This window comes from Brachybacterium huguangmaarense (assembly GCF_025725725.1).
Taxonomy (GTDB): Bacteria; Actinomycetota; Actinomycetes; order Actinomycetales; family Dermabacteraceae; genus Brachybacterium; species Brachybacterium huguangmaarense.
On sequence record NZ_CP107020.1, the window covers coordinates 1377238 to 1400541 of the forward strand.

The 23304-nt window shown below is 75.1% G+C and carries 21 protein-coding genes and 1 pseudogene; 11 read left to right on the top strand and 11 right to left on the bottom strand.

Annotation, left to right across the window (positions count from 1 at the left end; genetic code table 11):
* Positions 1 to 19: 19 nt before the first annotated feature.
* On the top strand, positions 20 to 2515 hold the full coding sequence (locus BRM3_RS06050; RefSeq protein WP_263595181.1) for a DEAD/DEAH box helicase: 2496 nt from the start codon (positions 20 to 22) through the stop codon (positions 2513 to 2515).
* A 78-nt stretch (positions 2516 to 2593) separates the two neighbouring features.
* On the opposite strand, the pseudogene BRM3_RS15115 reads toward BRM3_RS06050, so the two are convergent.
* From BRM3_RS15115 to BRM3_RS06090, 9 genes and pseudogenes are all read right to left on the bottom strand, one after another.
* Positions 2594 to 2875 (bottom strand): annotated as a pseudogene (locus BRM3_RS15115) (Rv3654c family TadE-like protein); the annotation flags it as partial.
* Positions 2872 to 3273, bottom strand: coding sequence for a TadE family type IV pilus minor pilin (locus BRM3_RS06055; protein WP_263595182.1), 402 nt, complete (start codon positions 3271 to 3273; stop codon positions 2872 to 2874). The pseudogene BRM3_RS15115 and the gene BRM3_RS06055, both read right to left, overlap by 4 nt.
* On the bottom strand, positions 3270 to 3503 hold the full coding sequence (locus tag BRM3_RS06060) for a DUF4244 domain-containing protein (RefSeq protein WP_263595183.1): 234 nt from the start codon (positions 3501 to 3503) through the stop codon (positions 3270 to 3272). Before BRM3_RS06060 ends, BRM3_RS06055 begins: the two co-directional genes overlap by 4 nt.
* A gap of 105 nt (positions 3504 to 3608) precedes the next feature.
* Positions 3609 to 4700, bottom strand: coding sequence for a type II secretion system F family protein (locus BRM3_RS06065; RefSeq protein ID WP_263595184.1), 1092 nt, complete (start codon positions 4698 to 4700; stop codon positions 3609 to 3611).
* On the bottom strand, positions 4697 to 5872 hold the full coding sequence (locus tag BRM3_RS06070; protein ID WP_263595185.1) for a TadA family conjugal transfer-associated ATPase: 1176 nt from the start codon (positions 5870 to 5872) through the stop codon (positions 4697 to 4699). Before BRM3_RS06070 ends, BRM3_RS06065 begins: the two co-directional genes overlap by 4 nt.
* The gene (locus tag BRM3_RS06075) at positions 5869 to 6978 is read right to left on the bottom strand and encodes a hypothetical protein (RefSeq protein WP_263595186.1); all 1110 of its coding nucleotides are present in this window, start codon (positions 6976 to 6978) and stop codon (positions 5869 to 5871) included. The genes BRM3_RS06070 and BRM3_RS06075 overlap by 4 nt, the downstream gene beginning before the upstream one ends.
* A 465-nt stretch (positions 6979 to 7443) precedes the next feature.
* Positions 7444 to 8244 carry an exodeoxyribonuclease III gene (locus tag BRM3_RS06080; RefSeq protein ID WP_263595187.1) on the bottom strand — a complete coding sequence of 267 codons (801 nt, stop codon included), beginning with the start codon at positions 8242 to 8244 and terminating at the stop codon, positions 7444 to 7446.
* A 9-nt stretch (positions 8245 to 8253) separates the two neighbouring features.
* Positions 8254 to 9048 (bottom strand): siderophore-interacting protein, encoded by a 795-nt coding sequence (locus BRM3_RS06085; protein ID WP_263595188.1) that lies wholly within the window; start codon positions 9046 to 9048, stop codon positions 8254 to 8256.
* An 89-nt stretch (positions 9049 to 9137) separates the two neighbouring features.
* Positions 9138 to 10157: an iron-siderophore ABC transporter substrate-binding protein gene (locus BRM3_RS06090; protein ID WP_263595189.1), complete on the bottom strand. Its 1020-nt coding sequence runs from the start codon at positions 10155 to 10157 to the stop codon at positions 9138 to 9140.
* A gap of 109 nt (positions 10158 to 10266) precedes the next feature.
* Here BRM3_RS06090 and BRM3_RS06095 point away from each other — a divergent pair, with 109 nt between their 5' ends.
* The 5 genes from BRM3_RS06095 to BRM3_RS06115 are packed head-to-tail and all read left to right on the top strand — an operon-like array spanning position 10267 to position 15061.
* Positions 10267 to 11337 carry a FecCD family ABC transporter permease gene (locus BRM3_RS06095; protein WP_263595408.1) on the top strand — a complete coding sequence of 357 codons (1071 nt, stop codon included), beginning with the start codon at positions 10267 to 10269 and terminating at the stop codon, positions 11335 to 11337.
* Positions 11334 to 12329: a FecCD family ABC transporter permease gene (locus BRM3_RS06100; protein WP_263595190.1), complete on the top strand. Its 996-nt coding sequence runs from the start codon at positions 11334 to 11336 to the stop codon at positions 12327 to 12329. The genes BRM3_RS06095 and BRM3_RS06100 overlap by 4 nt, the downstream gene beginning before the upstream one ends.
* Positions 12330 to 12352: 23 nt before the next feature.
* Positions 12353 to 13168, top strand: coding sequence for an ABC transporter ATP-binding protein (locus tag BRM3_RS06105; protein ID WP_263595191.1), 816 nt, complete (start codon positions 12353 to 12355; stop codon positions 13166 to 13168).
* 58 nt (positions 13169 to 13226) lie between these two features.
* Positions 13227 to 14237, top strand: a complete 1011-nt coding sequence (locus tag BRM3_RS06110; RefSeq protein ID WP_263595192.1) for an ATP-binding cassette domain-containing protein — start codon at positions 13227 to 13229, stop codon at positions 14235 to 14237.
* Positions 14234 to 15061 (top strand): ABC transporter permease, encoded by an 828-nt coding sequence (locus tag BRM3_RS06115; RefSeq protein ID WP_263595193.1) that lies wholly within the window; start codon positions 14234 to 14236, stop codon positions 15059 to 15061. Before BRM3_RS06110 ends, BRM3_RS06115 begins: the two co-directional genes overlap by 4 nt.
* Here BRM3_RS06115 and BRM3_RS06120 read toward each other — a convergent pair.
* A complete protein-coding gene (locus tag BRM3_RS06120; protein ID WP_263595194.1) occupies positions 15043 to 18291 on the bottom strand; it encodes an ATP-binding protein in 3249 nt (1082 codons plus the stop codon). The genes BRM3_RS06115 and BRM3_RS06120 overlap by 19 nt on opposite strands.
* A gap of 62 nt (positions 18292 to 18353) precedes the next feature.
* Between BRM3_RS06120 and BRM3_RS06125 the strand changes: the two genes are divergently transcribed.
* Together BRM3_RS06125 and BRM3_RS06130 are read left to right on the top strand one after the other, a co-directional pair.
* A complete protein-coding gene (locus BRM3_RS06125; RefSeq protein WP_263595195.1) occupies positions 18354 to 19202 on the top strand; it encodes an SDR family NAD(P)-dependent oxidoreductase in 849 nt (282 codons plus the stop codon).
* 43 nt (positions 19203 to 19245) lie between these two features.
* Entirely contained in the window at positions 19246 to 19848 is a 603-nt protein-coding gene (locus BRM3_RS06130; RefSeq protein WP_263595196.1) for an orotate phosphoribosyltransferase, read from the top strand.
* Position 19849: 1 nt separating this feature from the next.
* Here the strand turns inward: BRM3_RS06130 and ypfJ are convergent, their stop codons facing one another.
* A complete protein-coding gene (ypfJ, locus tag BRM3_RS06135) occupies positions 19850 to 20752 on the bottom strand; it encodes a KPN_02809 family neutral zinc metallopeptidase (RefSeq protein WP_263595197.1) in 903 nt (300 codons plus the stop codon).
* Between the two features lie 104 nt (positions 20753 to 20856).
* Here ypfJ and BRM3_RS06140 point away from each other — a divergent pair, with 104 nt between their 5' ends.
* From BRM3_RS06140 to fbaA, 3 genes are all read left to right on the top strand, one after another.
* On the top strand, positions 20857 to 21519 hold the full coding sequence (locus BRM3_RS06140; protein ID WP_263595198.1) for a DedA family protein: 663 nt from the start codon (positions 20857 to 20859) through the stop codon (positions 21517 to 21519).
* Positions 21516 to 22169, top strand: coding sequence for a TrmH family RNA methyltransferase (locus tag BRM3_RS06145; RefSeq protein ID WP_263595199.1), 654 nt, complete (start codon positions 21516 to 21518; stop codon positions 22167 to 22169). The genes BRM3_RS06140 and BRM3_RS06145 overlap by 4 nt, the downstream gene beginning before the upstream one ends.
* 64 nt (positions 22170 to 22233) lie before the next feature.
* Positions 22234 to 23265, top strand: coding sequence for a class II fructose-bisphosphate aldolase (gene fbaA / locus BRM3_RS06150; RefSeq protein WP_263595200.1), 1032 nt, complete (start codon positions 22234 to 22236; stop codon positions 23263 to 23265).
* Positions 23266 to 23304 lie beyond the last annotated feature (39 nt).

The following is a 23304-nucleotide window of genomic DNA, read 5'->3' on the forward strand; positions in this document are numbered from 1 at the left end:
CACCCGGGAAGGCGGCGGGGTGCGCACATCGAGGGCCGATCAGCTGCTCGCCGAGCTGTCCGAGCCCCTGACCCGGCGGTCCTGCCTGACCCACGTCGAGCATCGCGCTCCGCAGCCGGGACGCACCGCGGCGTGGCCGGCGTGGGCCGACGACCGGCTCGTCGAGCACCTGCGCGCCCAGGGCGTCGACCGCCCCTGGACGCACCAGGCCCGCGCGGCCGAGCTCGCCCATGGGGGACGGCACGTGGTGCTCGCGACCGCGACCGCCTCGGGCAAGTCGCTCGCCTACCTGCTGCCGGCCCTGACCGCGATCGGCGCCCGCAGCCTCGATCCCGAGGCGCGCCGCGCGACGACGCTGTACCTGTCTCCCACGAAGGCCCTCGCCGCGGACCAGCTCACGTCGATCGCGGCGCTCGCCGACGGGGCGGGCATCCACGACGCGCGGGTCGCGACCTTCGACGGCGACACCCCGGCCGAGCAGAGGCGGTGGATACGGCGCCACGGCACGTTCGTGCTCACCAACCCGGATATGCTGCACTTCGGGATCCTGCCCGGGCACGAGCAGTGGGCGAGCTTCTTCCGGGCCCTGCGGTACGTCGTGGTCGACGAGTGCCACAGCTATCGCGGGGTCTTCGGCAGCCACGTCTCCCTCGTGATGCGCCGCCTGCGGCGCATCGCCGAGCACTATCACGCCTCGCCCACCTTCGTGCTCGCCTCGGCGACGGCCGCCGACCCCGAGGTCTCCGCCTCGCGCCTCGTGGGGGCCGATGTCGAGGCGGTCACGGAGGACGGCTCCCCGCGGGCCGGCCTCACCTTCGCCCTGTGGGAGCCCGGCACCCGCGCCCGCATCGACGGCCGACCGGGAGGCTCCGCCGTGCGCGCCGAGCGGCTCGACCCGGCCGAGCGCCTCGACGCCGAGCCCGACGGGCAGACCACGGACGGCGACGGGGCGCGCGGCGAGGGGGCGCGCGACGAGCCGCTGCGCCGCTCGGCCACGAGCGAGGCGGCCGCGCTCCTCGCCGACCTCGTCGAGCGCGACGTGCAGACCCTCGTGTTCGCCCGCTCCCGGCGCGGTGCCGAGCTGGTGTCCTCGGGCGCGCGCCGCCTGCTGACCGAGAAGGCCGAGCACGGCGGGTCGCGGGCCCTGGCCGAGGGCGCGCGCCGCATCGCCGCCTACCGCGGGGGCTACCTCGCCACCGAGCGCCGCGCCCTCGAGGACGCGCTGCGGTCCGGGGAGCTGCGGGCGCTCGCGACGACCAACGCCCTCGAGCTGGGCATCGACATCGCGGGGCTCGACGCCGTGGTCATCACCGGCTGGCCCGGCACGCGCGCCTCCCTGTGGCAGCAGGCGGGCCGGGCCGGCCGTCGTCAGGGCGAGGGCGCATCGTCCGGGGCGCTCGCGATGTTCGTGGCCCGTGAGGACCCGCTCGACACCTATGTGGTCCATCATCCGGAGTCGGTGTTCGGCGCGAGCGTCGAGGCCGCCGTGTTCGATCCGGCGAACCCGTACGTGATGACGCCGCACCTGTGCGCCGCGGCCGCCGAGCTCCCGCTCCGCGACGGCGACCAGGAGATCTTCGGCCCCACCGCGGACGAGCTGCTGGCGACCCTCGTCGCGCGCGGCGTGCTGCGGCGTCGCGTGGCCGGCTGGTACTGGACGCTGCCCCAGAGCGCGCACGACCTCACGGACCTGCGCGGCAGCGGCGGGGAGCCGGTGCGGATCGTCGAGGGCGCGACCGGGTCGCTGCTCGGCACCGTCGACGCCGCGAGCGCCCACACCCAGGTGCACGACGGCGCGGTCTACCTCCACCAGGGACGCAGCTACGTCGTGGACCACCTCGACGTCGAGCGGGCCGTCGCGTTCGTGCATCGCGAGGACCCCCTGCACTCGACGCATCCGCAGACCGCCTCGAGCATCCGCGTGCGCCAGGTCGAGCGCACCGAGCCGTGGCACGACGGCGTCACCCTGTGCTTCGGCACGGTCGACGTGACCGACCAGGTCACCGGCTATCAGGTGCGCGACGTCTTCACCCAGGCGGTGCTCGGGCAGCACCCCCTCGACCTGCCGCCGCGCACGCTCACCACCAAGGCCGTGTGGTGGGAGATCCCCGCGGCGGTCGCCGAGTCCGCCGGGATCGACGACGACGCCCTGCCCGGTGCGCTGCACGCCGCCGAGCACGCGGCCATCTCGATGCTGCCGCTGCTGGCCACGTGCGACCGCTGGGACATCGGCGGGGTCTCCACGGCGCTGCACGAGGACACCGCCCGCCCCACGATCTTCGTGTACGACGGCGCCGCCGGCGGGGCGGGCTTCGCCGAGCGCGGCTTCGAGGACGCGGGCGCCTGGGTGCGCGCGACCGCCGACATGATCGCCGAGTGCCCGTGTGAGGGCGGCTGCCCTGCGTGCGTCGTCTCGCCCAAGTGCGGCAACGGCAACGAACCGCTGTCGAAGACCGGCGCCTCCGCGTTGCTGGAGGTCCTGCGACCGGACGACGTCGCGGGCCCCGTCGGCTGACGGCACGCGGGGCGGTCCCGGCCCCGCCCGGGCGCTCGCGGTGACGGTGCCGAGCCTGCCGACCGGGACCTCGACGGTCACGAGCACGTCCGTGCCCGTCACCGTGCACGCGGAGACGCGTGCCTCGTTGCGCTCGGCGACCTCCCCGGCGATCGCGCACGGGCCGGACCGGCCGATCGTGAGCGCGTCGGATCCCGCGAGCGCGGCCAGGTCCGCGGCGCTCGCGGCACGCGCCTGCGCGGCGGCCCCCTGCCCGAGCAGGGCCAGTGCGCTCAGCAGCACCACGGTGATCCCGATCCAGGCGAGCACGGCCGCCGGAGCGGACCCGTTCTCCGCGCCCAGGCGCCCGCGCCCGTTCACGGCCCGCCGCCGTCGAGCAGCTGCGGCTCGAGACGGGCCACGGCGTCGGCACGGAGCGTGACGGAGACGCCGGCGAGCATGCCGCCCGGGAGCGGGCGCAGGGTGCGCGTCGCCTCGACGCGCACCCAGTCCCCGTCTCGGCGCACCCCGATGCTCGCGGCAGGACCGGCGGTCCGGCGGCCGCTCGCGACCGCCTCGCCCTCGGGCTCCCCGCGGGCGAGCTCGCGTGCCGCGGCACGCGCCCCGCTCTCGAGGCGGACCTGCTCGAGCGCTCCGAGGCCCACCATCGCGAGCAGGATCACGAGGACCACCACGACGGGCAGCACGACCGCCGTCTCCGCGGTCGCCGACCCCCGGTCGTCCAGCCAGCGGGACGACCGGGCGCGGGACGCTGTCACGAGCCCATGGACAGGGCGGACGTGATGATGCCCATGAGCAGGGACCGCACCTCGCCCGACTTCAGCAGCACCACGAGCACGGCGGCGAAGCCGCACGCGGCGAGCGTCGTGATGGCGTACTCGGCGGTGGTCGCGCCCGTCTCGTCGGCCAGGCGGTCGACGGGCGTCACCTCCGCTCCCCGGGTCCGCCGCCCGGGGGCTCCGGTCCGGTTCTTCTCGATGATCGTCATCGGTGCTTCCTTTCTCGGCGCCCGCGCGGGCGCCTGTCCTGGGCGACCCGGCGTGCCGGACCGCCCGGCCGGGGGCGTCCCGGCCGTCCAGAGGGCAGGGGCCGGTCACGGCAGCACCTGCGAGAACGAGCCGCCCAGCAGGGACGCCACGGTGGGCACGATGCCCAGCAGCACGAAGGCGGGCAGCAGGGTGGCCCCCGTCGGCAGCACGAGGCGCACCGCGAGCCGCGCGGCCGCCGCCTCCGCCTCGCGGGCGCGGCCGCGACGGGCGTCGGCGGCGTTCGAGCGCAGGAGCCCCACCGGATCCGCGCCCGTCGTCTCGCCGACCAGGGCGGCCTCCCGCAGCGGCTCGAGCGCGGGCCCCGACCCCGCGAGCGCGATCGCGACCGGTGCTCCGGCCCCGAGCGCCGTCCCGGCGTGCTCGAGGGAGGACGCCGCCTCGTCGTCCTCGAGGGCGTCGGCGACCGCGACCAGGGCGGCGGCGAGCGGTGCCCCGGCGGCGAGAGGGCCGGCGACCAGGTCGAGCACGATGGAAGGGTCGACGGCACCCGCCGCGGGCTCCTCGCGCGCCGAGCGCACGAGAGATCGCATCCACCACCACCCCGCGGCGGTGAGCGCGACGCCGAGCACGCCGAGCAGCCGGCCGCCGCCTGTGAGCAGGAGGCCGAGGGGGTCGGCGCCGAGCAGCATGCCCAGGCCGATCCCGAGGACCGGCAGGGCGAGCAGGATCCTGGCCGTCGCGAGCGGTCCCGCGAACGCGCTGCGCCGGGCGAGGCCCGCATCGGCCACGGCGCGCAGGGCGTCGGCGAGCGTGAGCAGCACCGGGCCCGCGGGCGCCCCCGTGCGCTCGCACAGCGCCAGAGCCGCGCCGAGGGCGGCCACCTCGCCGCTGCGGGCCAGGCGGGCAGGCGCCGCCCGACGCGGATCCGCCCCGGCTCCCACGGCGCGTGCGAGGTCTCGCAGCGGGCCGGCGCCCGTCGTCGACGCGACCGCGGCCCACGCGGCCCGTGGTGCCACTCCCGAGCCGACGACCGTCGCGATCCGCTCCACCAGACGGGCGACGTCGAGGGGGCCGGGGCGTGCGGAGGGGCGTCTCGGGTGCCGCCCGCTCGAGGCGTCGCGAGGCCAGGCCGACGGCGGCCCCGCGGACAGGAGCAACCCCGCTCCCAGGACGGCGGCCACGGCGACGGGGATCATCGCACTCTCCCGGCGTCCATCCCGAGGCGCCGGGCGAGCCCGGGCCACGCCGGCCCGGCCGTCACCGGACCGTGCAGGTCGAGCGCCGTGCGCGCCCGCAGTCGCCCGGCCTCGTCCCGCTCGAGACATGCGACGTGCTCGAGCGCGCGCCGCCCCTCCCGGCGCCCGAGGTGGAGGACGACGTCGAGGGCGCTCGCCGCCTGGCTCCCCAGGGCCAGGGGATCGAGGCCGCCGAGCACGCCGAGCGCCTCGAGCCGGGCCGGCACGTCGACGGCGCGGTTGGCATGGACCGTGCCGCAGCCGCCCTCGTGGCCCGTGTTGAGTGCCTGCAGCAGCTCGCGCACCTCGGCGCCGCGGCACTCGCCCACCACGATGCGGTCCGGGCGCATGCGCAGGCACTCGCGCACGAGGGCGACGAGGTCGACGCCGCCCGCTCCCTCGGTGTTCGCGTGGCGCGCCTGGAGGTGCACCACATGGGGGTGCTCGGGGTCGAGCTCGTGCGCGTCCTCGACGACGACGATCCGCTCGCTCGCGGGCGCGGCGGACAGCATCGCGCCGAGCACCGTGGTCTTGCCGGTCCCCGTGCCCCCGCTGACGAGGAAGGCGACGCGCCGGGCCACGATCCGTTCGAGCACCTCTCGTGCGAAGGGCGTGAGGGAGCCGCTGCGCTCGAGCCCGGCGAGCGTGAGACGGGCGGCGGCGGGCCGCCGCAGCGAGATGAGGGCCCCGCCCGTCGACAGCGGCGGGAGCACGGCGTGCAGCCGCGTGCCGTCGGGCAGATGCGCGTCGGCGCACGGCGAGGCGTCGTCCAGGCGCCGCCCTCCCGCCGTCGCGAGGCGCACGGCGAGCGCCCGCGCCTCGCCGGGGCCGAGGCGGACCGCGGTGGGGTGCAGCCCGCTCGCGTCGTCGACCCACACCGCGCCGTCGGCGTTGACCAGGATGTCCGTGGCGCCGGGCACGGCGAGCTCCTGGAGCGGGCCGAGCCCCTGCACGTGATCGCGCACGGCGACGGTCAGGCGCAGCAGCTCCGCGGCGCCGATGACCCTGCCCTCCCGGTGCAGGAGGCGCGCCACCCGCGGGACGTCGACCTCGCCCGGCGCGGCCACGAGATCCTCGCGCACCCGTTCGAGCAGGGAGGCCGACACGGCGGCCGCGGCCGCCCGGGAGGTCATCGTCCCTCTCCCGCGTCGGCGGCGAGCCGGTCGAGCAGCCGTCTGCAGGCGGCGTCGGCTCCCCGCCGTCGCACGTCGAGCAGCGGCACGACCCCCGCGGCCGCGTCCCGGAACGCCCCGCTCGTCCGCAGCCCGAGACGCTCGGCCACGTCTCCGGGCGACAGCGGACCGGTGCGCCGCACGAGCAGGTGCACCCGCCCGCGTCGCAGGCCCCAGCCGTGCAGGCGGCGGGCTGCCGCGCGGACGGCATGGTCCGTCGCGGGCACGACCAGCACGACATGGTCGAGCAGGGGGAGGACGGCCTCGACGGTGCCGGTCCCGACGTCCACCACGACCGTGCCGTCGAGCGGGGCGAGAGCGGCGACGGCCGCCACGGCCTGCTCGGGCGTGGGCAGCGCGGCCTCGCGCGCGACGAGCACGTGCACGCCGTCGACCACGGGCAGCCCGTCCCGCAGAGCCCCGCCGTCGTCCCCGCCCAGGCCCCCGACGTCCTCCCACCGCGCCCCCGGCATGCCCGCGGCCTCGACGAGCACGTCGAGGCCGCCGCCGAGCGGGTCGGCGTCGACCAGCACCGCGGACGAGCCGGATCGCGCCGCGGCCCCCGCGAGACGGGCGGCGAGGCTCGACGCGCCGGCGCCGCCGCACCCGCCGACCACGCCGATCACGAGGCCGCGGGAGGTGCGGCGCACGCTCGCGGCCAGCAGGTCGAGCAGCCGGGCGGAGTCGGCCGGCAGTCTCACGACCGCGCGCACCCCGCCCTCGAGGCACGCCCGCCAGTGCTCCTCGCCGATGTCGCCGTCGGGGGCGAGCGCGATCACGGTGCCGGCGGGCCGGGTCGCTCCCCGCCGGGCGCTCCGCCGCGCGAGCACGGCGACGGAGCCCAGGGCGACGCCGGGCCCGGGATCGTGCGGCGCGGCGTCCACGAGACGGGCGCCGAGCGCGCCGACATGGTCGGCGGCGAGCTGACGCAGGGCGTCCGGTCCGCCGAGCCAGGAGACGACGCCCGGTTCGGCCGAGGGGAACACCGAGGCGGGACGCGAGGACGCCGCGGGCCAGGACGCCGGCGAGGTCCGGGACGGCGGGGGAGCGATAGCAGAACGGGTCATGTCGGCATCGTCGGTGCGCCGTGCCCGTCGGCACAGCCCCCGTCACCGCGCGGGGGATGATCCGGACGTGGGGAGGGGAGGCGGGCCCGGGCCGACCGCCGGCGGCCCCTTGTCGCCGCGGCAGGGCGGGAGTATGGTGTGAGTCACAACTCGATAAGGGACGCGGAACCCACGTGCGGGTGGTCTCCGTATCAGACCCGGCTCCCCGATGCCGACAGCATCCAGGCAGCCACGCATGAGATGCACGCCTGATACCGCGTCCCAGATCGAGTCAGACGGCGTCGCGGGTCACCGCGGCGCCGTTGTCTGTGCGCGGTCGCTCCGCGCGGGCACCGACCTGGCGCCCGCACGCGACGCTCGAGGCTCCTGGCGGACCGCAGGCGTGCTCACACGGTCCGTGAGCAGGCGCGCACCCGAGACCGTCGGCCGCCGGCGCGCCGCCCGGAGCGCACCGCCCTCTGCGCGTCAGAGCTCGAGGTCGACGATGACCGGCGCGTGGTCCGAGGCTCCCTTGCCCTTGCGCTCGTCACGGTCGATGCGGGCGTCGGTGACCGCGCGCTGGACGGCGGGGGAGCCGAGCAGGAAGTCGATGCGCATGCCTTCCTTCTTGGGGAAGCGCAGCGCCTGGTAGTCCCAGAAGGTGTAGACGCCCGGCCCCGGCGTGTAGGGGCGCGCGAGGTCGGCGTACCCGGCGTCGACGATCGCGCCGAACGCCTCCCGCTCGGGCGCGGTGACGTGGGTGCGGCCCTCGAAGAACCCCATGTCCCACACGTCGTCGTCCTGCGGGGCGACGTTGAAGTCGCCCGCGAAGATCGTGCGGGCCTCCGGGTCGGCCGCGAGCTCGCGCGCGCCCTCGGCCCGCACGGCCTCGAGCCAGCGCAGCTTGTAGGCGTAGTGCGGGTGGTCGATCTCGCGCCCGTTGGGCACGTACAGCGACCACACCCGCAGCCCGTCGCCGACGACGCCCGAGAGCATGCGGGCCTCGAGAACGCCGCCCTCCTCCTCGGGCCAGGTCGGCACGGCCTCCATCGCGACCCGCACGTCCTGGAGGCCCACGCGCGAGATCAGCCCCACGCCGTTCCACTGGTTCAGGCCGTGCACGGCCGTCTCGTAGCCCGCCGCGTGGATCGCCGTGAGATCCAGCTGCTCAGGGCGGGCCTTGAGCTCCTGGAGGGCGAGCACGTCCACGTCGTGGCGCTGCAGGAACGCGACGACGCGGTCGGTCCGGGCACGCAGGGAGTTGATGTTCCAGGTCGCGATGCGCATGGGACGAGTCTAGGAGGCCGCGCGGCGGCGCTCGGGCCGCCAGTACCCGCAGAAGTCGACGCTCGCCTTCGGCATCCCCCGCCGCAGCGCGCGCCGGCGCGCCTTGAGCGTGACCGCGGACTCGCCGACGATGTACACGTAGCCGCGCGGGTCCAGGGGGATGGCGTCGAGCTCCTCGAGCAGGGCGACGCCGGCGGCCGCGCCCTCCCGCACCGCCCAGCGCACGTCGAGATCGGCGCGAGACTCGAGCGGGCGCCGGTCGTCGGCGTGCGGCACCTCGAGCAGCACGGCCGCGCGGGTCGCGGCGGGCAGGGAGCGGGCGATGCCCTCGACGCCGGGCAGGCCCGACTCGTCCGACACGATCACGACGGGCGCCCCGTCCCCGTCGGCGCCCGTGCCGGCCGTGGTGAAGATGGTGCCCTGATCGAGGAATCCCACGACGTCGCCGGGACGCGCGGCGAGCGCCCAGCTCGCCGCGACGCCCTCGACCCGCCCCGTCTCCGGGGAGGTGTGGACCACGAAGTCGATGTCGATCCGCCACGTCCCGTGCTCGCGGCGCGCCTCGCGCACGGTGTAGTTGCGCACGGCCGGCCGCGTCCGCTCGTCCATGCCGAGCAGACGCGTGTACCAGCCCTCGGGGTCGCCCTCGGACAGGGCGAGATCGCATCCCGCCGCGGGGAAGAACAGGCGGAACCACTGGTCGTAGCCCATGGCGGCGTAGGTCGCGTCGAACGCCGGGTCGGAGCAGCGGACGCTCACGCGCACGAAGCTCGAGCTGAGGCGCCGCGCGGAGACCACGCGCATCCGGGTCAGGACCGACCGGCTCGGCCTGGTCGCCCTCGTCCGGGACCTCTCCTCCTCGGCGTCCGCCGCCCGCTCCCCGGTGCGGCCGCTCAGGATGCCGGCACCGCCTTCTCGAGCAGCGGCACGAGCCCCTCGATCGTGTACTTCGACGAGAGCGTGGTCTCCGTCGAGAACGCGGAGGAGAGATCGCCGTCGATCACGACCGCGTGCCCCGCCTGCACCGTGGACAGCTGCTTCCACTGGGGATCGTCGGTGATCGCGGTGGTCTCGATGTAGATCGGGAACGCGACGATCAGGTCGGCGTCGAACAGATCCAGCTGCTCGCTCGAGACGTCGACCGAGAACCCGCTGCTGGAGACGGGGAGCGCGGCGATCTGCGGGTTCTGCACGAAGCCGAACTTGCTGAGCGTGTCGACCCGGCCGCCCCCCTCGATGTAGGCGCCCCAGCCCTCGCTCGTCTTGGTGGCCGCGGTGACGGTCTTACCCTTCCACTCGGGGTGGGCCGAGGCGGCCGCCTCGAAGGCGGAGTTGACCTCGTCGAGCAGCTCGGCGCCCTTGTCGGGCATGCCCAGGGCGGTCGAGATCATGGTCATCTGCGCGTTGGTCGTCGTGAGGTAGCTCTCGCCGCCCTCGGGCACGCCGATCGTGGTCGCGATCTCCGACAGCTTCTCGTAGCGGTCCTTGTCGCCCGAGCTCTTGACGTCGAGGATCAGATCCGGCTTGAGCGCGGCGATCGCCTCGTACGACGGCTCGAGCGTGTCGATGATCGTCGGCGGGGACGTGTAGAGGCCCTGGGCCCAGGGGCCGACGCCCTCGCCGCCGAAGCCGAGCCAGTCCGAGGCGCCGACCGGCTGGACGCCGAGCGCGAGCGCCGTCTCGGCGTCGCCCCAGCCGAGGGCGACGACGCGGGAGGGCTTGGCGTCGACCGTCACGTCGCCGAAGGCCGTCGTGACGGTCTGGGGGAAGGACTGGTCGCCGGCGGCGGCGGACCCGTCGCTCGCACCGGAGCCGTCGCTCCCGCCGGAGCCGCCTCCGGACTGGGCGGCACAGCCGGTCGGGATGAGGACGGTCATGGCGGCGGCGGCGAATGCCCTGCGGGTGAGCTTCAAGGAGATGCCTTTCTGGTCCGTCGTGCACCGGCGGGCACGACGCCGGAGACGTGTGGCGCGTCGAACGTCGAGACGACGTCCGAGCGGCTCTAAGGGCAGCCTAAGCTGAATCGCTATGACTGTCGACGTACGCGGAGCCCGCCCCGCCCCGGCCGGGCGCGAGCGGCGCAGAGGCCTGTTCCGCGCGGCCCCCGCCCGTGCGCTCGGGCTCGTCCCGGTGCTCGTGGCCCTGGCCGCCGTCGTGGCCCTGAGCCTCGCCGTCGGTTCCCGCGAGGTGGCGCTGAGCACGGTGTGGGACGCCCTGACCGGGACCGCCACGGGCGACGGCGCCTCCGTGGTCACGTCGATCCGCCTGCCCCGCACGGTGATGGGCCTCCTGGTCGGGGCGGCGCTCGGCATCGCCGGGGCGCTCATCCAGGCCGTCACGCGCAACCCGCTCGCCGACCCCGGGATCCTCGGGGTCAACGCGGGCTCCGCCTTCGCGGTGGCGATCGCGGTCGGCGTGCTCGGCATCTCCCAGCCGCTCGGGTACGTGTGGTTCGCCTTCGCCGGCGCGCTCGTGACGACGGTGGCGGTGTACGTGATCGGCTCGGCCGGCCGCGGCTCGGTCAACCCCGCCCAGATCACGCTCGCGGGCGTCGCGCTCGCGGCGGTGCTCTCGGGCATCACGACCGCCATGCTGCTGGCCGACCCGAAGGGCTTCAACGCGATGCGGGCGTGGGAGGCGGGATCGCTCGTCGACCGCGGATGGGACGTCATCGCGGCCGTCTGGCCCTTCCTCTTGATCGGCGCCCTGCTGGCGCTGGGCCTGGGGCGGCCGCTCAACGCGGTGGCCCTCGGCGACGACCTGGCCCGCGCCATGGGGGCGAGCGTCCTGCTCGTGCGCACCCTGGCGATGATCGCGATCACCCTGCTGGCCGGGGGCGCGACCGCCATGGCCGGACCCATCGCGTTCGTCGGTCTCATGATCCCGCACGTGGCGCGCTGGATCACGGGACCCGACCAGCGCTGGATCATCGTCTACTCGGCGCTGCTGGCCCCGATCCTGCTGCTGGCCGCCGACGTGGTCGGGCGCATTGTGCTGCGCCCCGGCGAGCTGCAGGTGGGCATCGTGACGGCGTTCCTCGGCGCCCCCGTGCTGATCGCGCTCGTGCGCCGCCAGCGGGCGAGCGGGCTGTGAGCGCCCCGCTGCGCGCCTCCCGGCGCCCCCTCGTCACGGCGATCGTGCTCGTCGTCCTGGTCGCCGTGCTGGCCCTGCTGGCCCTGGGCCTCGGCGACTACCCGCTCACGCCCCGGCAGGTGATCGCGGCGATCGTGAGCGACCAGGGCTTCGACACCCGCGTCGTCACCCAGTGGCGCGCCCCCCGCGTGCTCGCGGCCATCGTGTTCGGCGCGGCGCTCGGGACCTCGGGAGCGCTGTTCCAGACCCTCACGCGCAACCCGCTCGGCTCGCCCGACATCATCGGCTTCTCGACGGGCGCCTACACGGGCGCCATCATCACGATCACGGTGCTCGGCACCGGCGTGCTCTCGGTCTCGGCGGGCGCCCTCATCGGCGGCCTCGCCACCGCGTTCGTCGTCTACGTGCTCGCGTGGCGCGGCGGGGTGCAGGGCTTCCGGCTCATCGTCGTGGGCATCGGCGTGACCGCGATGCTCTCGGGGCTCAACACCTTCCTGCTCCTCAAGGCGCAGACCGAGGTCGCGATGGCCGCCTCGATCTGGGGAGCGGGCTCCCTCGGCGAGGTCGGCTGGCACGAGGTCGTCTCCGCGCTGATCCCCCTGGCCGTGCTCGCGGCGGCGACGGCCCTGCTGGCCGGCCCGCTGCGCCAGCTCGAGCTGGGCGACGACACGGCACGCGCGCACGGCACCGCCGTCGAGCGCACGCGCCTCGGGGTGCTCGTCGTGGGCGTGGCCCTGATCGCCCTCGTCACGGCCGAGACCGGCCCCATCGCGTTCGTCGCCCTCGCGGCCCCGCAGCTCGCCCGCCGCCTGTGCCACGGCGCCGGCATCCCGATCGGCGCCTCGGCCCTCATGGGAGCGCTGCTGCTGCTCGCGGCCGATCAGATCGCCCAGCACGTCATCCCCGGCGCGGTGCCCGTCGGCGTGATCACGGTCGTGATCGGCGGCGTCTATCTGATCGCCCTGCTGATCCGGGAGGCGCGCAGGCCCTGATGACTTCGATCCAGGAGGCAAGCATGAACACCGGTGACGAGACCGCGGCCGCGTCCGCACGGCTGCGCGCCGACGGGGTGACCCTCGCCTATCAGCAGCGCGTGATCTCCGAGGCGCTCTCGGTGGACATCCCCGATGGGTCCTTCACCGTGATCGTCGGCCCCAACGCGTGCGGCAAGTCGACCCTGCTGCGCGCGCTGTCGCGCCTGCTGTCGCCGGACGCGGGCTCCATCGTGCTCGACGGGCGGGCGATCTCGACCTATCGCGCGAAGGAGGCGGCGCGCATCGTCGGGCTCCTGCCGCAGAGCTCGATCGCGCCCGAGGGCATCACCGTGGCCGACCTCGTCGGACGCGGCCGCTACCCGCATCAGGGCCTGATCCGGCAGTGGAGCGAGCGGGACCGCGAGGCCGTCGAGGCGGCCATGGCCCAGACGCACGTCGCGGACCTCGGGCGACGCCAGGTCGACGAACTCTCGGGCGGCCAGCGCCAGCGCGTCTGGGTGGCCATGGCCCTCGCCCAGCAGACCCCGCTCCTGCTGCTCGACGAGCCGACCACGTTCCTCGACATCGCCCATCAGATCGAGCTGCTGGACCTCTTCGCCGATCTGCACGACGCCGGCAGCACCCTGGTCGCCGTGCTGCACGACCTCAACCACGCCGCCCGGTACGCGACGCACCTGATCGCCATGAAGCAGGGACGCGTGGTCGCCGAGGGGGCTCCGCGCGAGATCGTCACCGCCGAGCTCGTCGAGGAGGTCTTCGGCCTGCCCTGCCTCGTCGTGGAGGACCCCGCGACCGGCACCCCGCTCGTGGTGCCCGCGGCACGCGACGCCCGCTGACAGCGGCCGACAGCGCCGCGACAGCGACCTGCCAGCGCTCCCGGGCACGCTCGGAGGCATGACAGCACTGCACACCGATCCGACGGCCGACTGGGCCGTCGAGGCCGAGGGACTCGTCAAGACCTTCGGCACGAACCGCGCGGTCGACGGCGTCGACCTGCGCGTCGCCTCCGGCACCGTCTACGGGGTCCTCGGGCCCAACGGCGCCGGCAAGACCACCACCATCAACATGCTCACCACCCTGCTGCGGCCCGACGGCGGCAGCGCCCGCATCTTCGGCCACGACGTCGTGCGCTCGGCGCAGGTCGTGCGCCAGCTGATCGGCGTCACCGGGCAGTTCGCCTCGGTCGACGAGACCCTCTCGGCCACCGAGAACCTCGTGATCTTCGGCCGTCTGCTGGGACTGTCGCGTCCCGCAGCCCACGCCAAGGCCACCGAGCTGCTCGAGCGGTTCGGCCTGAGCGAGGCGGCCCGGCGGCCCCTCAAGAAGTTCTCCGGCGGCATGCGCCGTCGCCTCGACCTCGCGGCGAGCCTCATCGCCCAGCCGCCGCTCATCTTCCTCGACGAGCCCACCACGGGGCTCGACCCCCGCACGCGCGGCCAGATGTGGGACACGATCCGCGAGCTCGTCGCGAGCGGCTCGACGGTCGTGCTGACCACCCAGTACCTCGACGAGGCCGACCAGCTCGCCGACCGCATCGCCGTGATCGACCGCGGCCGGGTCGTGGCCGAGGGCACGGCCGACGAGCTCAAGGCGTCCGTCGGCACCTCCTCGCTGCAGCTGCGCGTCGAGGATCCCGCCGACACCGCCCTCGCGCTGCGGGCCGTCGAGCAGGTGCTCGGCGTGCGGGCGGCCCTGAGCCCCGAGGCCTCGCGCCTGACCGCCCCCATGGCCGACGCCGACCGGGTCGCCGAGCTGCTCATCACCCTGCGGGACGCCGGCGTGCACCTCGCGGAGATGAGCGTCCAGAAGCCGTCGCTCGACGAGGTCTTCCTCACCATCACCGGCCACGACGCGACCGATCAGAGCGCCACCGCCCCCGAGCAGAAGCAGGAGGTGCCCGCATGAGCACCCTCGCCCCCACGGCCCGCATCGTGCCGGCCGCCGAACGCGACCTGCGCAACCGCACGAGCCTCGCGCAGACCCTCTCCCACACCCTCACGATGGCCTACCGCGGTCTCGTCAAGATTTGGCGCACCCCGGAGCAGCTGATCGACGTGACCGTGCAGCCCATCATCTTCACGCTCATGTTCGCGTACATCTTCGGCGGCGCGATCGCCGGGGACGTCCAGGACTACCTGCCCCAGCTGATCCCCGGGATCGTCGTGCAGACGGTCATCACGACCTCGGTCGTGACCGGCACCCAGCTGCGCGAGGACATGGACAAGGGCGTGTTCAACCGCTTCCGGTCCCTGCCGATCGCACGCATCGCGCCGCTGTCCGGCGCCCTGCTCGCGGACACCGTGCGCTACGCGATCGCCACCACCCTCACCTTCGCGATGGGCTACGCCATGGGCTACCACCCCGCGGGCGGCCTGGGCAGCGTGGTCCTCGCGGGCGTGCTCGTGATCGCGTGCTCGTGGGCCATCAGCTGGATCTTCGCGTTCTTCGGCGTCGTGGCCCGCACCGCCTCGAGCGTGCAGGGCATCTCGATGCTCGTCCTGTTCCCGCTGACGTTCCTGTCCAACGCCTACGTGCCGGTCGACACCCTGCCCACGGCGCTGCGCGTCTTCGCGACGATCAACCCGATCTCGCACCTGGTCAGCGCGATCCGCGAGCTCGCTAACAGCGCGACCTTCGGGGGCGACGCGTGGCTGTCGCTGCTCGGCGCGGCGGTCGTGGTCGCGGTGTTCGCCCCGCTCACCGTGCGCGCCTACATGCGCAAGGCGTAGAGCGCGCGGCGCACGGCCTCGTCGCGGGGGAGGGCCTGCGCCTCCTGGCGCAGGCCCTCGACGGCCGCGGCGCCCAGGCGCCGGGCGGCGACCTCCCGCCACGGCGCCAGATGCAGGCTCAGGAGGTCCTGGCGGGCGCCCATCGCCTCGGCGAGCGCGATCGCGCGGGCGCCCGCCTCCGGCTCCGCGGCCTCGTCGCGCAGCAGCCACGCGCCCCAGCCCAGCAGGGCCGTGCCGAGCACGGGCAGGTCGACGTCCTCGGTGCGTGTGCGCACATAGGCGACGGAGCGGTGGCGCATGCGGCGCACCCAGGGCGCGACGGCCTCCTCGGGGACGAGCCCCTCGGTGGCCGCGGCGGCCGCGACGAAGGCGGCGATCGCGGTCAGGTGCCACGGCAGCGACCGGCCGTCCGTGTCGGCGGCCGAGCGCAGGGCCGTCTCGAAGCGCTCGCGGGCGCGCGGCAGGTCGCCGTCCGCCCACGCGGCCTCGGCGAGCCCCAGGTGGCCGAGGAAGGCGAGCTCGCGGTCCTGGTCGTCGAGGTGGGAGGAGGTGGCCCGCTCGACGAGGGCCTCGAGCAGCCCCGTCGCCTCGTCGGTGCGGCCGAGAGCGAGCAGGCTGCATGCGCGCAGCCAGGTCTGGTCGCCGTTCTCCTCGCCCTGGTCGAAGGGGGCGAGGAGCTCGCGGAAGCGGTCGAGGTGGTCCAGCGTCGCCTCCGGCTGGGCGGACTCCGAGGCCAGATGGGCGAGCGTCGCGGTCGCCATGCCCGCGATCCACAGCTGGTCGGCGGCCTCGGCCACGAGCGCGGTGCGCCGGGCGACCTCGCGGGCGGCCGCCAGGTCGCCCGTGTTCTCGGCGAGCTGGGCGAGCAGCAGCGAGGCCAGCAGGGTGCCGTGGGCGCCGCCGCCGTGGCAGACCCGCTCGAGCACGGCCCGCACCCCGGCGACGTCGTCGGCCTCGAGCACGATCTCGAGCAGGGTGCGCAGCTCCGGGTCGAGCGGCGTGCCGGCGTCGAGCAGCTCGCGGGCCGCGCGGGAGCGGTCGGCCAGGTCGGCGCCGAGCGCCGTGAGCTCGAGCCCCGCGAGCTCCTCGGGGCCGTGCCGGGCGTCCTCGGCGTCGGCGAAGGCCTTGGCGAGGGCGATGCCGAGCAGCAGCACGAGGGCCCGCGCCGCGGGCGGGGCCGCGGCCGAGGACGGCCGGGAGCTCGCCGCGAGCGCCCGCGGGGCGAGCGTCATCATCTCCGTGAACCCGCCGCGCACGACCCATTCGCGGCACAGCAGGGCGTACACCGCGACGGCGTCCGCCTCCGCCCCGTCGTCGAGCGCGCGGCGCAGCACCGCCACGAGGTTGTCGTGCTCGGCGCGCACGGCGTGGAAGGACGCCGGGCCGAGCGGGAAGGCGTCATGGGTCCTCGCGAAGGAGACCGCCCAGCCCCGGGCCGCCGTCCAGGCGGCGCCGACGTCCTCGCCCAGGCGCGCGAGCGCGAACTCGCGCACCGTCTCGAGCATCCGGAACCGCACGCCCGCGCGCCCCTGCTCGGAGACGACCAGGAGGGACTGCGCCACGAGGCGGTCGAGCACGTCCTCGGCCTCGAGCTCCCCGCGGCCGATCAGGTGGGCCGCGGTGCGCGCGCCGAAGCCCGCCGGCAGCACGGCCAGGCGGGCCAGGGCCTCGCGGGCGACCGGGTCGACCAGGTCCCAGCTCCACGCGATCACCGCCTCGAGGGTGCGGTGGCGCGGCGGGGCGGCGCGGTCGGCGCTGCGCAGCAGGGCGAAGCGATCGCCCAGGTGCGTGTCGATCTCCTCGACCGACATCGTGCGCACGCGTGCGGCGGCCAGCTCGATCGCGAGCGGGAGGCCGTCCAGGCGCGCGCACAGACGTGCCACCACCTCGCGCGGCAGCTCCGCCTGCGGGCGCACGGCCCGGGCGCGCTCGCCGAACAGGCGCACGGCGGGACCGTCGGCCTCCGCCCCGCCGGTCGTGAGCGGCCCGAGCGGATGCACGACCTCGCCGGCCACGCTCAGCGGGGTGCGGCTCGTGGTCAGCAGGCGCAGCGACGGCACCGCCGCGAGCGCCTCCGCGCTCCAGCGGGCGACGCCGTCGACGATCTGCTCGCAGTTGTCGAGCAGGAGCAGGGCGGGGCGCTCGGCGAGGGCGTCGAGCAGCAGGTCGCGCAGCTCGACCTTGGCGCGCGCGTCGGACAGGCTCCTGCCCGGGACCGTCTCGGAGAGGCCGAGCACGGTGGCGATCGCGGCGGTCACGTCCTCGTCGGCGCGCACCGAGGCGAGCTCGACGACGATCACGGCGGGGGCGGACGACGCGGCGGCGACCGCCTGGGCGAGCCGGGTCTTGCCCAGGCCGCCCGCGCCGAGCACGGTCACCAGGCGCGAGCGCGCGAGCAGCCCGGCGACGGCCGCGAGGTCGTCGGCGCGCCCGATCAGCTCGTGGGGGGCCGCCCGCAGCCCGATCCGGAGGCGCGGCCCCGCGGGCTCCGCCCTCAGCAGGCTCGTGTTGAGGGCCTCGGTCTCGGGCTCGGGCGAGACGCCGAGCTCGTCGCGCAGCCGTCCGCGCAGCCGCGCGCACACCGCGAGCGCCTCGGCGCGGCGCCCGTCCTCGACGAGCGCCGTCATGAGCGCGCGATGGACGGGCTCGTCGAGCGGGTGGCGTGCGACGCAGTCCTCGAGCAGGCTCACGGCCTCGCCCGCCCGCGACTGCGCGAGCAGCGCCTCGGCGCGCACGGCGAGCAGCCCGGAGCGCACGGTCTCCGCGACCTCGGCGAGCCGGGCCGCCACGGGCGCCCCGCCGAGGTCCGCTCCGACCTCGCCGCGCCACAGCGCGAGCGCCCGGCCGGTCAGGTCGAGCCGGGCCGGGTCCGCGGGCGTGCGCGCCTCGGCGCGCGCGAGCAGCCCTCGGGCGGCCGTGAGGTCGACCTCGTCGCCGGCCGCTCCGAGCGCGTAGCCCGCGGGGCCGCTCACGACGAGGTCGGCGCCGCCTGCGCTCCGCAGCCGCGAGACGAGGGTCTGCAGGGCGCCGCGCGGGTTGCGCGGCAGGTCCTCTCCCCAGACGTCGTCGGCGAGGGCGTCCACCCCGCGCAGGGTCCCGGGCCGGCCCGCACCCAGCGCGAGAGCCGCGACGAGCGCCCGGGCGAGCGGGCCGCCCGCGTCGCCCGGCCGCAGCACGACGGGGCCGAGCACGCCGACGCGCGGCGCGGGAGACGGCTCGGGGAGGGACACGGGGCGAGCCTATGTCAGGGTCGCATCCCGTCCTGCGGGCCGCGAGAACCTATCATCGGCCCATGGCACGAGCGCTGGTCACGGGGTCCACGAGCGGACTGGGCCTCGAGTTCGCCTGGCAGCTCGCCGGCACCGGCCACGACCTCGTGCTCGTCGCGCGCGACGAGGACCGTCTGCGCGCGGTCGCCGAGCAGATCCGCCACGTGCACGACGTCGACATCGAGGTGATCGCGGCCGACGTCACGGACCGGCGCCTGCTCGATAAGGTCGCGGTGCGCCTCACGGACCCGGTCGAGCCTGTCTCCCTGCTCGTCAACAACGCCGGCTACGGTCTGCGAGGCACCTTCCTCGAGGTCCCCGTCGAGGACCACGAGCGTCAGCTCGACGCGCTCATGCGGGCCGTGCTCGTGCTCTCGCACGCTGCGGCCGGGGCGATGCTGCAGCGCCGCCGCGGCGCGATCCTCAACGTCTCCTCGCTCGCCGGGTACACCGTGAGCGGGCCCTATGCCGCCGCCAAGAGCTGGGTCACCGTGTTCACGGAGTCCCTCGCGCACGAGCTCAAGGGCACCGGCGTGACGGCCACGGCCCTGCTGCCGGGCTTCGTGCACACCGAGACCCACGACGGCGCCGCCGTCAACGTCGAGGGGCTCCCGCGCGTGACCTGGCTCAAGGCGCCGTACGTGGTCGAGCGGGCGCTCCAGGACACGGCGCGCGGCGTCGTGCTGTCGATCCCGTCGATGAAGCACCGCCTGCCCGCCGGTCCCAGCCGGGAGGCCCGGCACCTCCTCATCCGGCATCTCGCCGCGACCCGGCTGCGGCGCCGCATCGCCGAGCGACGCCTCGAGCAGGCCCGTCGCCGCGCCTCCCGCCGCCGGCTGCGCGCCCCATGGCAGCGCGACGACGACGAGTGAGCGGCCGCGCGGCCCCCGCCCGGGCCGCCGGTACCCTGGCGCCATGACTGCTGCCGCCACCCCCCGCACCGATGCCGACCGCGCCGCCGATCGGACCCGCCTGCTCGAGCTCATCGACTCCCTCGCCGTCGTGCGCGGGAAGGTGACGCTCTCCTCGGGCGCCGAGGCCGACTACTACGTCGACCTGCGCCGGATCACCCTGCACCACGAGGCGGCCCCGCTCGTGGGCCGGGTCATGCTCGACCTGCTGCGGTCCGCCGGGGTGCTCGACGGCGTCGAGGCCGTCGGCGGTCTCACCCTCGGCGCCGACCCCGTCGCCGGCGCGATGCTGCACGCGGCCGCGGCCGCGGCCGACGACGGCGCCGCCGACCTCGACGCGTTCGTCGTGCGCAAGGCCAACAAGGCCCACGGCCTCCAGCGCCGCATCGAGGGGCCCGGCATCGCGGGCCGGACGGTGGTCGCGGTCGAGGACACCTCGACCACGGGCGGCAGCGTGCTCACCGCGTGCGAGGCGATCGCCGCCGAGGGCGCCGACATCCGCGCCGTCGCGGTCATCATGGACCGCGGCACGGGCGCCCGGGAGGCCATCGAGGCCGCCGGTTACCGCTACCTCCACGCCTTCGACGTGACCGAGCTCGACGTCTGACTCACGGCTGCTCGACGTCGAAGGTGTCGCACGATCGCGGGTCCCCGCTGCCGTAGCCGGTCGTGAACCAGGCGCGGCGCTGCTCGGACGAGCCGTGCGTCCAGGTCTCGGGGGTCACCGGGCCGCCCGAGACGTCGTGCTGGATGTGGTCGTCCCCCACGGCGCTCGCAGCCGAGAGGGCCGAGTCGATGTCGTCCGAGGACAGCGGCTCGAGCATGGCCACTCCGTCGTCGTCCGTCGCGCTCGACGCGTGGTTCGCCCACACGCCCGCGTAGCAGTCGGCCTGCAGCTCGAGGCGCACCGAGTCCGAGGCGGGCCCGGTGGCCCGCGGGTCGATCCGGTCCATCGTGCCCTGGAGCTCCTGGATGTGGTGGCCGTACTCGTGGGCCACGACGTACTCCTTGGCGAGCTGGCCGCCGTCGGCGCCGAAGCGCGACGTGAGCTCCCCGTAGAAGCTCGTGTCGATGTAGATCGTGCGGTCGGCCGGGCAGTAGAAGGGGCCGACCGCCGAGGTCGCGGCGCCGCAGCCGGTCGAGACCCGGTCGGTGAAGAGGAGGGCCTGGGGCTCGACGAAGCGGATCTGGGCCTCGGTCGCGAGCGCGGCCCACACCGCGTCGGCGGACTCGACGGTCGCCTGAACCAGGCAGTCGTCGTCGGCGTTGGCGTCCGCCCCCGTGCGGCACTGCTCGGCGAGGCTCGTGTCCTGGCCCTGGGAGGTGGTCGCCGTGCCGCCCAGCAGGTCGCCGACGTCGCCGCCCGCGACGGCCCACACGAGCACGATCACGAGCAGCAGGCATCCGCCGCCCCCGCCGCCGATCGCGAGGCCGCGTCCGCCCCCGCCGCGCGGGCCGCCCGCACGGGACACGTTCCCGGAGCGGATCTCGGTGTCGGGGTTGAAGGTCATGGGCGAAGAATAGACGCTCATGGAGGACGCAGGAAGCCCCCGTACCCTGCGGAGCGCCCCGATGCCCGTACCCCGTCCGGCACCCGCACCAGGAGGTCCAGCCCATGAACATCGTCGAGTGGGCCGTCGCCACGATCGATCGCTTCGGCGGTCCCGGCGTGGCGTTCCTGATCGCGCTCGAGAGCGTGTTCCCGCCGATCCCCTCCGAGGTGATCCTCCCGCTCGCGGGCGTCAACGCCGCGAGCGCCCACCACTCGCTGCCGGGCATGTTCGCCTGGTCCGTGCTGGGCTCGGTGATCGGCGCCCTCATCCTGTACTCCCTCGGGCGCGCGCTCGGCGCCGAGCGGCTGCGTCGCCTCGTGATCCGCCTGCCGCTCGTGAGCGTCGAGGACTTCGACGCGAGCGTGCGCTGGATGGACCGCTACGGGAGCGCGGGCGTGTTCTTCGGGCGCATGGTGCCGGGGGTGCGCTCGCTCGTGTCGATCCCCGCGGGCATCTACCGCATGCCGCTGCCGCGCTTCGTGCTCCTGACCACCGCGGGCAGCGCTCTGTGGAACGCCCTGTTCGTCGGCCTCGGCTACGCGCTCGGGGAGAACTGGCATGTCATCGAGCCCTACACCGAGGTCGTCTCCAACGTCATCTACGCCCTGATCGTGCTGGTCGTCGTGGTGTGGGTGGTGCGCCTCGTGCGGCGCGACCGGCGGCGCCGCGCCGAGGGGCTGCCCGACCCCGACGACCGCGTCCGCTCCGAGCAGGACGAGCGGTGAGCGAGCGCGCGGTCGGGGTCGGCCCGCATGCGCGCCCGTGGCCGCGCGACGAGCGCCTGGACCCCGAGCTGCTCGCCCACGGCGACGCCCGCAACGTCGAGGACCGCTACCGCTACTGGCGGCGCGAGGCGATCGTGGCCGACCTCGACCGCACGCGCCACGCCCTGCACATCGCGATCGAGAACGTCGAGGACGACCGCAACATCGGCTCGATCGTGCGCACCGCCAACGCCTTCGCGGTCGGCGCCTTCCACATCGTCGGCCGCCGGCGCTGGAACCGGCGCGGGGCGATGGTCACCGACCGCTACCAGCACGAGCTGCACCACGCGTCCATGGCCGATCTCGCCGCGTGGGCCCGCGCGGAGCACCGGGAGCTGATCGCGATCGACAACCCGCCCGGCGCCGAGCCGCTCGAGCACGCCGCGCTGCCCGAGCGCGCCGTCCTCGTGTTCGGCCAGGAGGGCCCCGGGCTGAGCCCCGAGGCCCTCGCGGTCTGCACGCGCACCCTCGCGATCACCCAGTACGGCTCGACGCGCTCCCTCAACGTCGCGGCGGCCGCCGCGATCGCGATGCACATGTGGATGCTCCAGCATGCGCGGCCCGGCTCCTCACGTCCCGAACGTCCTGGGCCTCTCCCGCCGCTTCCGTGAGAGGATCGGGGCACCGGGTGCTCCACGCGCCCGGACGAACGCCCACGACCCGTGAGGAGCTGCCATGCCCATCGCAACCCCGGAGAAGTACGCCGAGATGATCGATCGCGCGAAGGCGAACAAGTTCGCCTACCCCGCGATCAACGTATCGAGCTCGCAGACGGCCATCGCCGCGCTGCAGGGCTTCACCGAGGCCGGCAGCGACGGCATCATCCAGGTGTCCGTCGGCGGCGCCGAGTACCTCTCGGGCTCGACCATCAAGGACCGCGTCGCGGGCTCGCTGGCCCTCGCCGAGTTCGTGCACGCCGTGGCCAAGAACTACCCGGTCACGGTCGCCCTGCACACCGACCACTGCGCCAAGGAGAACCTCCCGACGTGGGTCGAGCCGCTCATCGAGTGGGACCTCGAGAACCGCGTCAAGAAGGGCCTCGACCCGCTGTTCCAGTCCCACATGTGGGACGGCTCGGCCGTGCCGGTCGACGAGAACCTCGAGATCGCCGAGCGCCTGCTCGCCAAGACCGCCGAGGCCAAGAAGATCCTCGAGATCGAGGTCGGCGTCGTGGGCGGCGAGGAGGACGGCTACTCGGCCGACGTCGACGAGTCCAAGCTCTTCTCGACCCCCGAGGACGGCCTCAAGACCGCCGCGAAGCTCGGCCTGGGCGAGAACGGCCGCTACACGACGGCGCTCACCTTCGGCAACGTGCACGGCGTGTACAAGCCGGGCAACGTCAAGCTCACCCCGTCGATCCTGCTGGACATCCAGAAGGCCGTGGGCGAGAAGTACGGCAAGGACATGCCGTTCGACCTGGTCATGCACGGCGGCTCGGGCTCGACCCTCGAGGAGATCCGCGAGGCCGTCGACAACGGCGTCATCAAGATGAACGTCGACACCGACACCCAGTACGCCTTCACGCGTCCTGTCGTCGGGCACATGTTCGAGAACTACGAGGGCGTGCTCAAGATCGACGGCGAGGTCGGCAACAAGAAGATGTACGACCCGCGCGCGTGGGGCAAGAAGGCCGAGGCCGGCATGGCCGCGCGCGTCGTCGAGGCGTGTGAGAGCCTCCGCTCGGCGGGCACCTCCGCGACCGCCTGATCGACACACCGTCCCTCGACGCCCGTCCCGCGCTCGCGG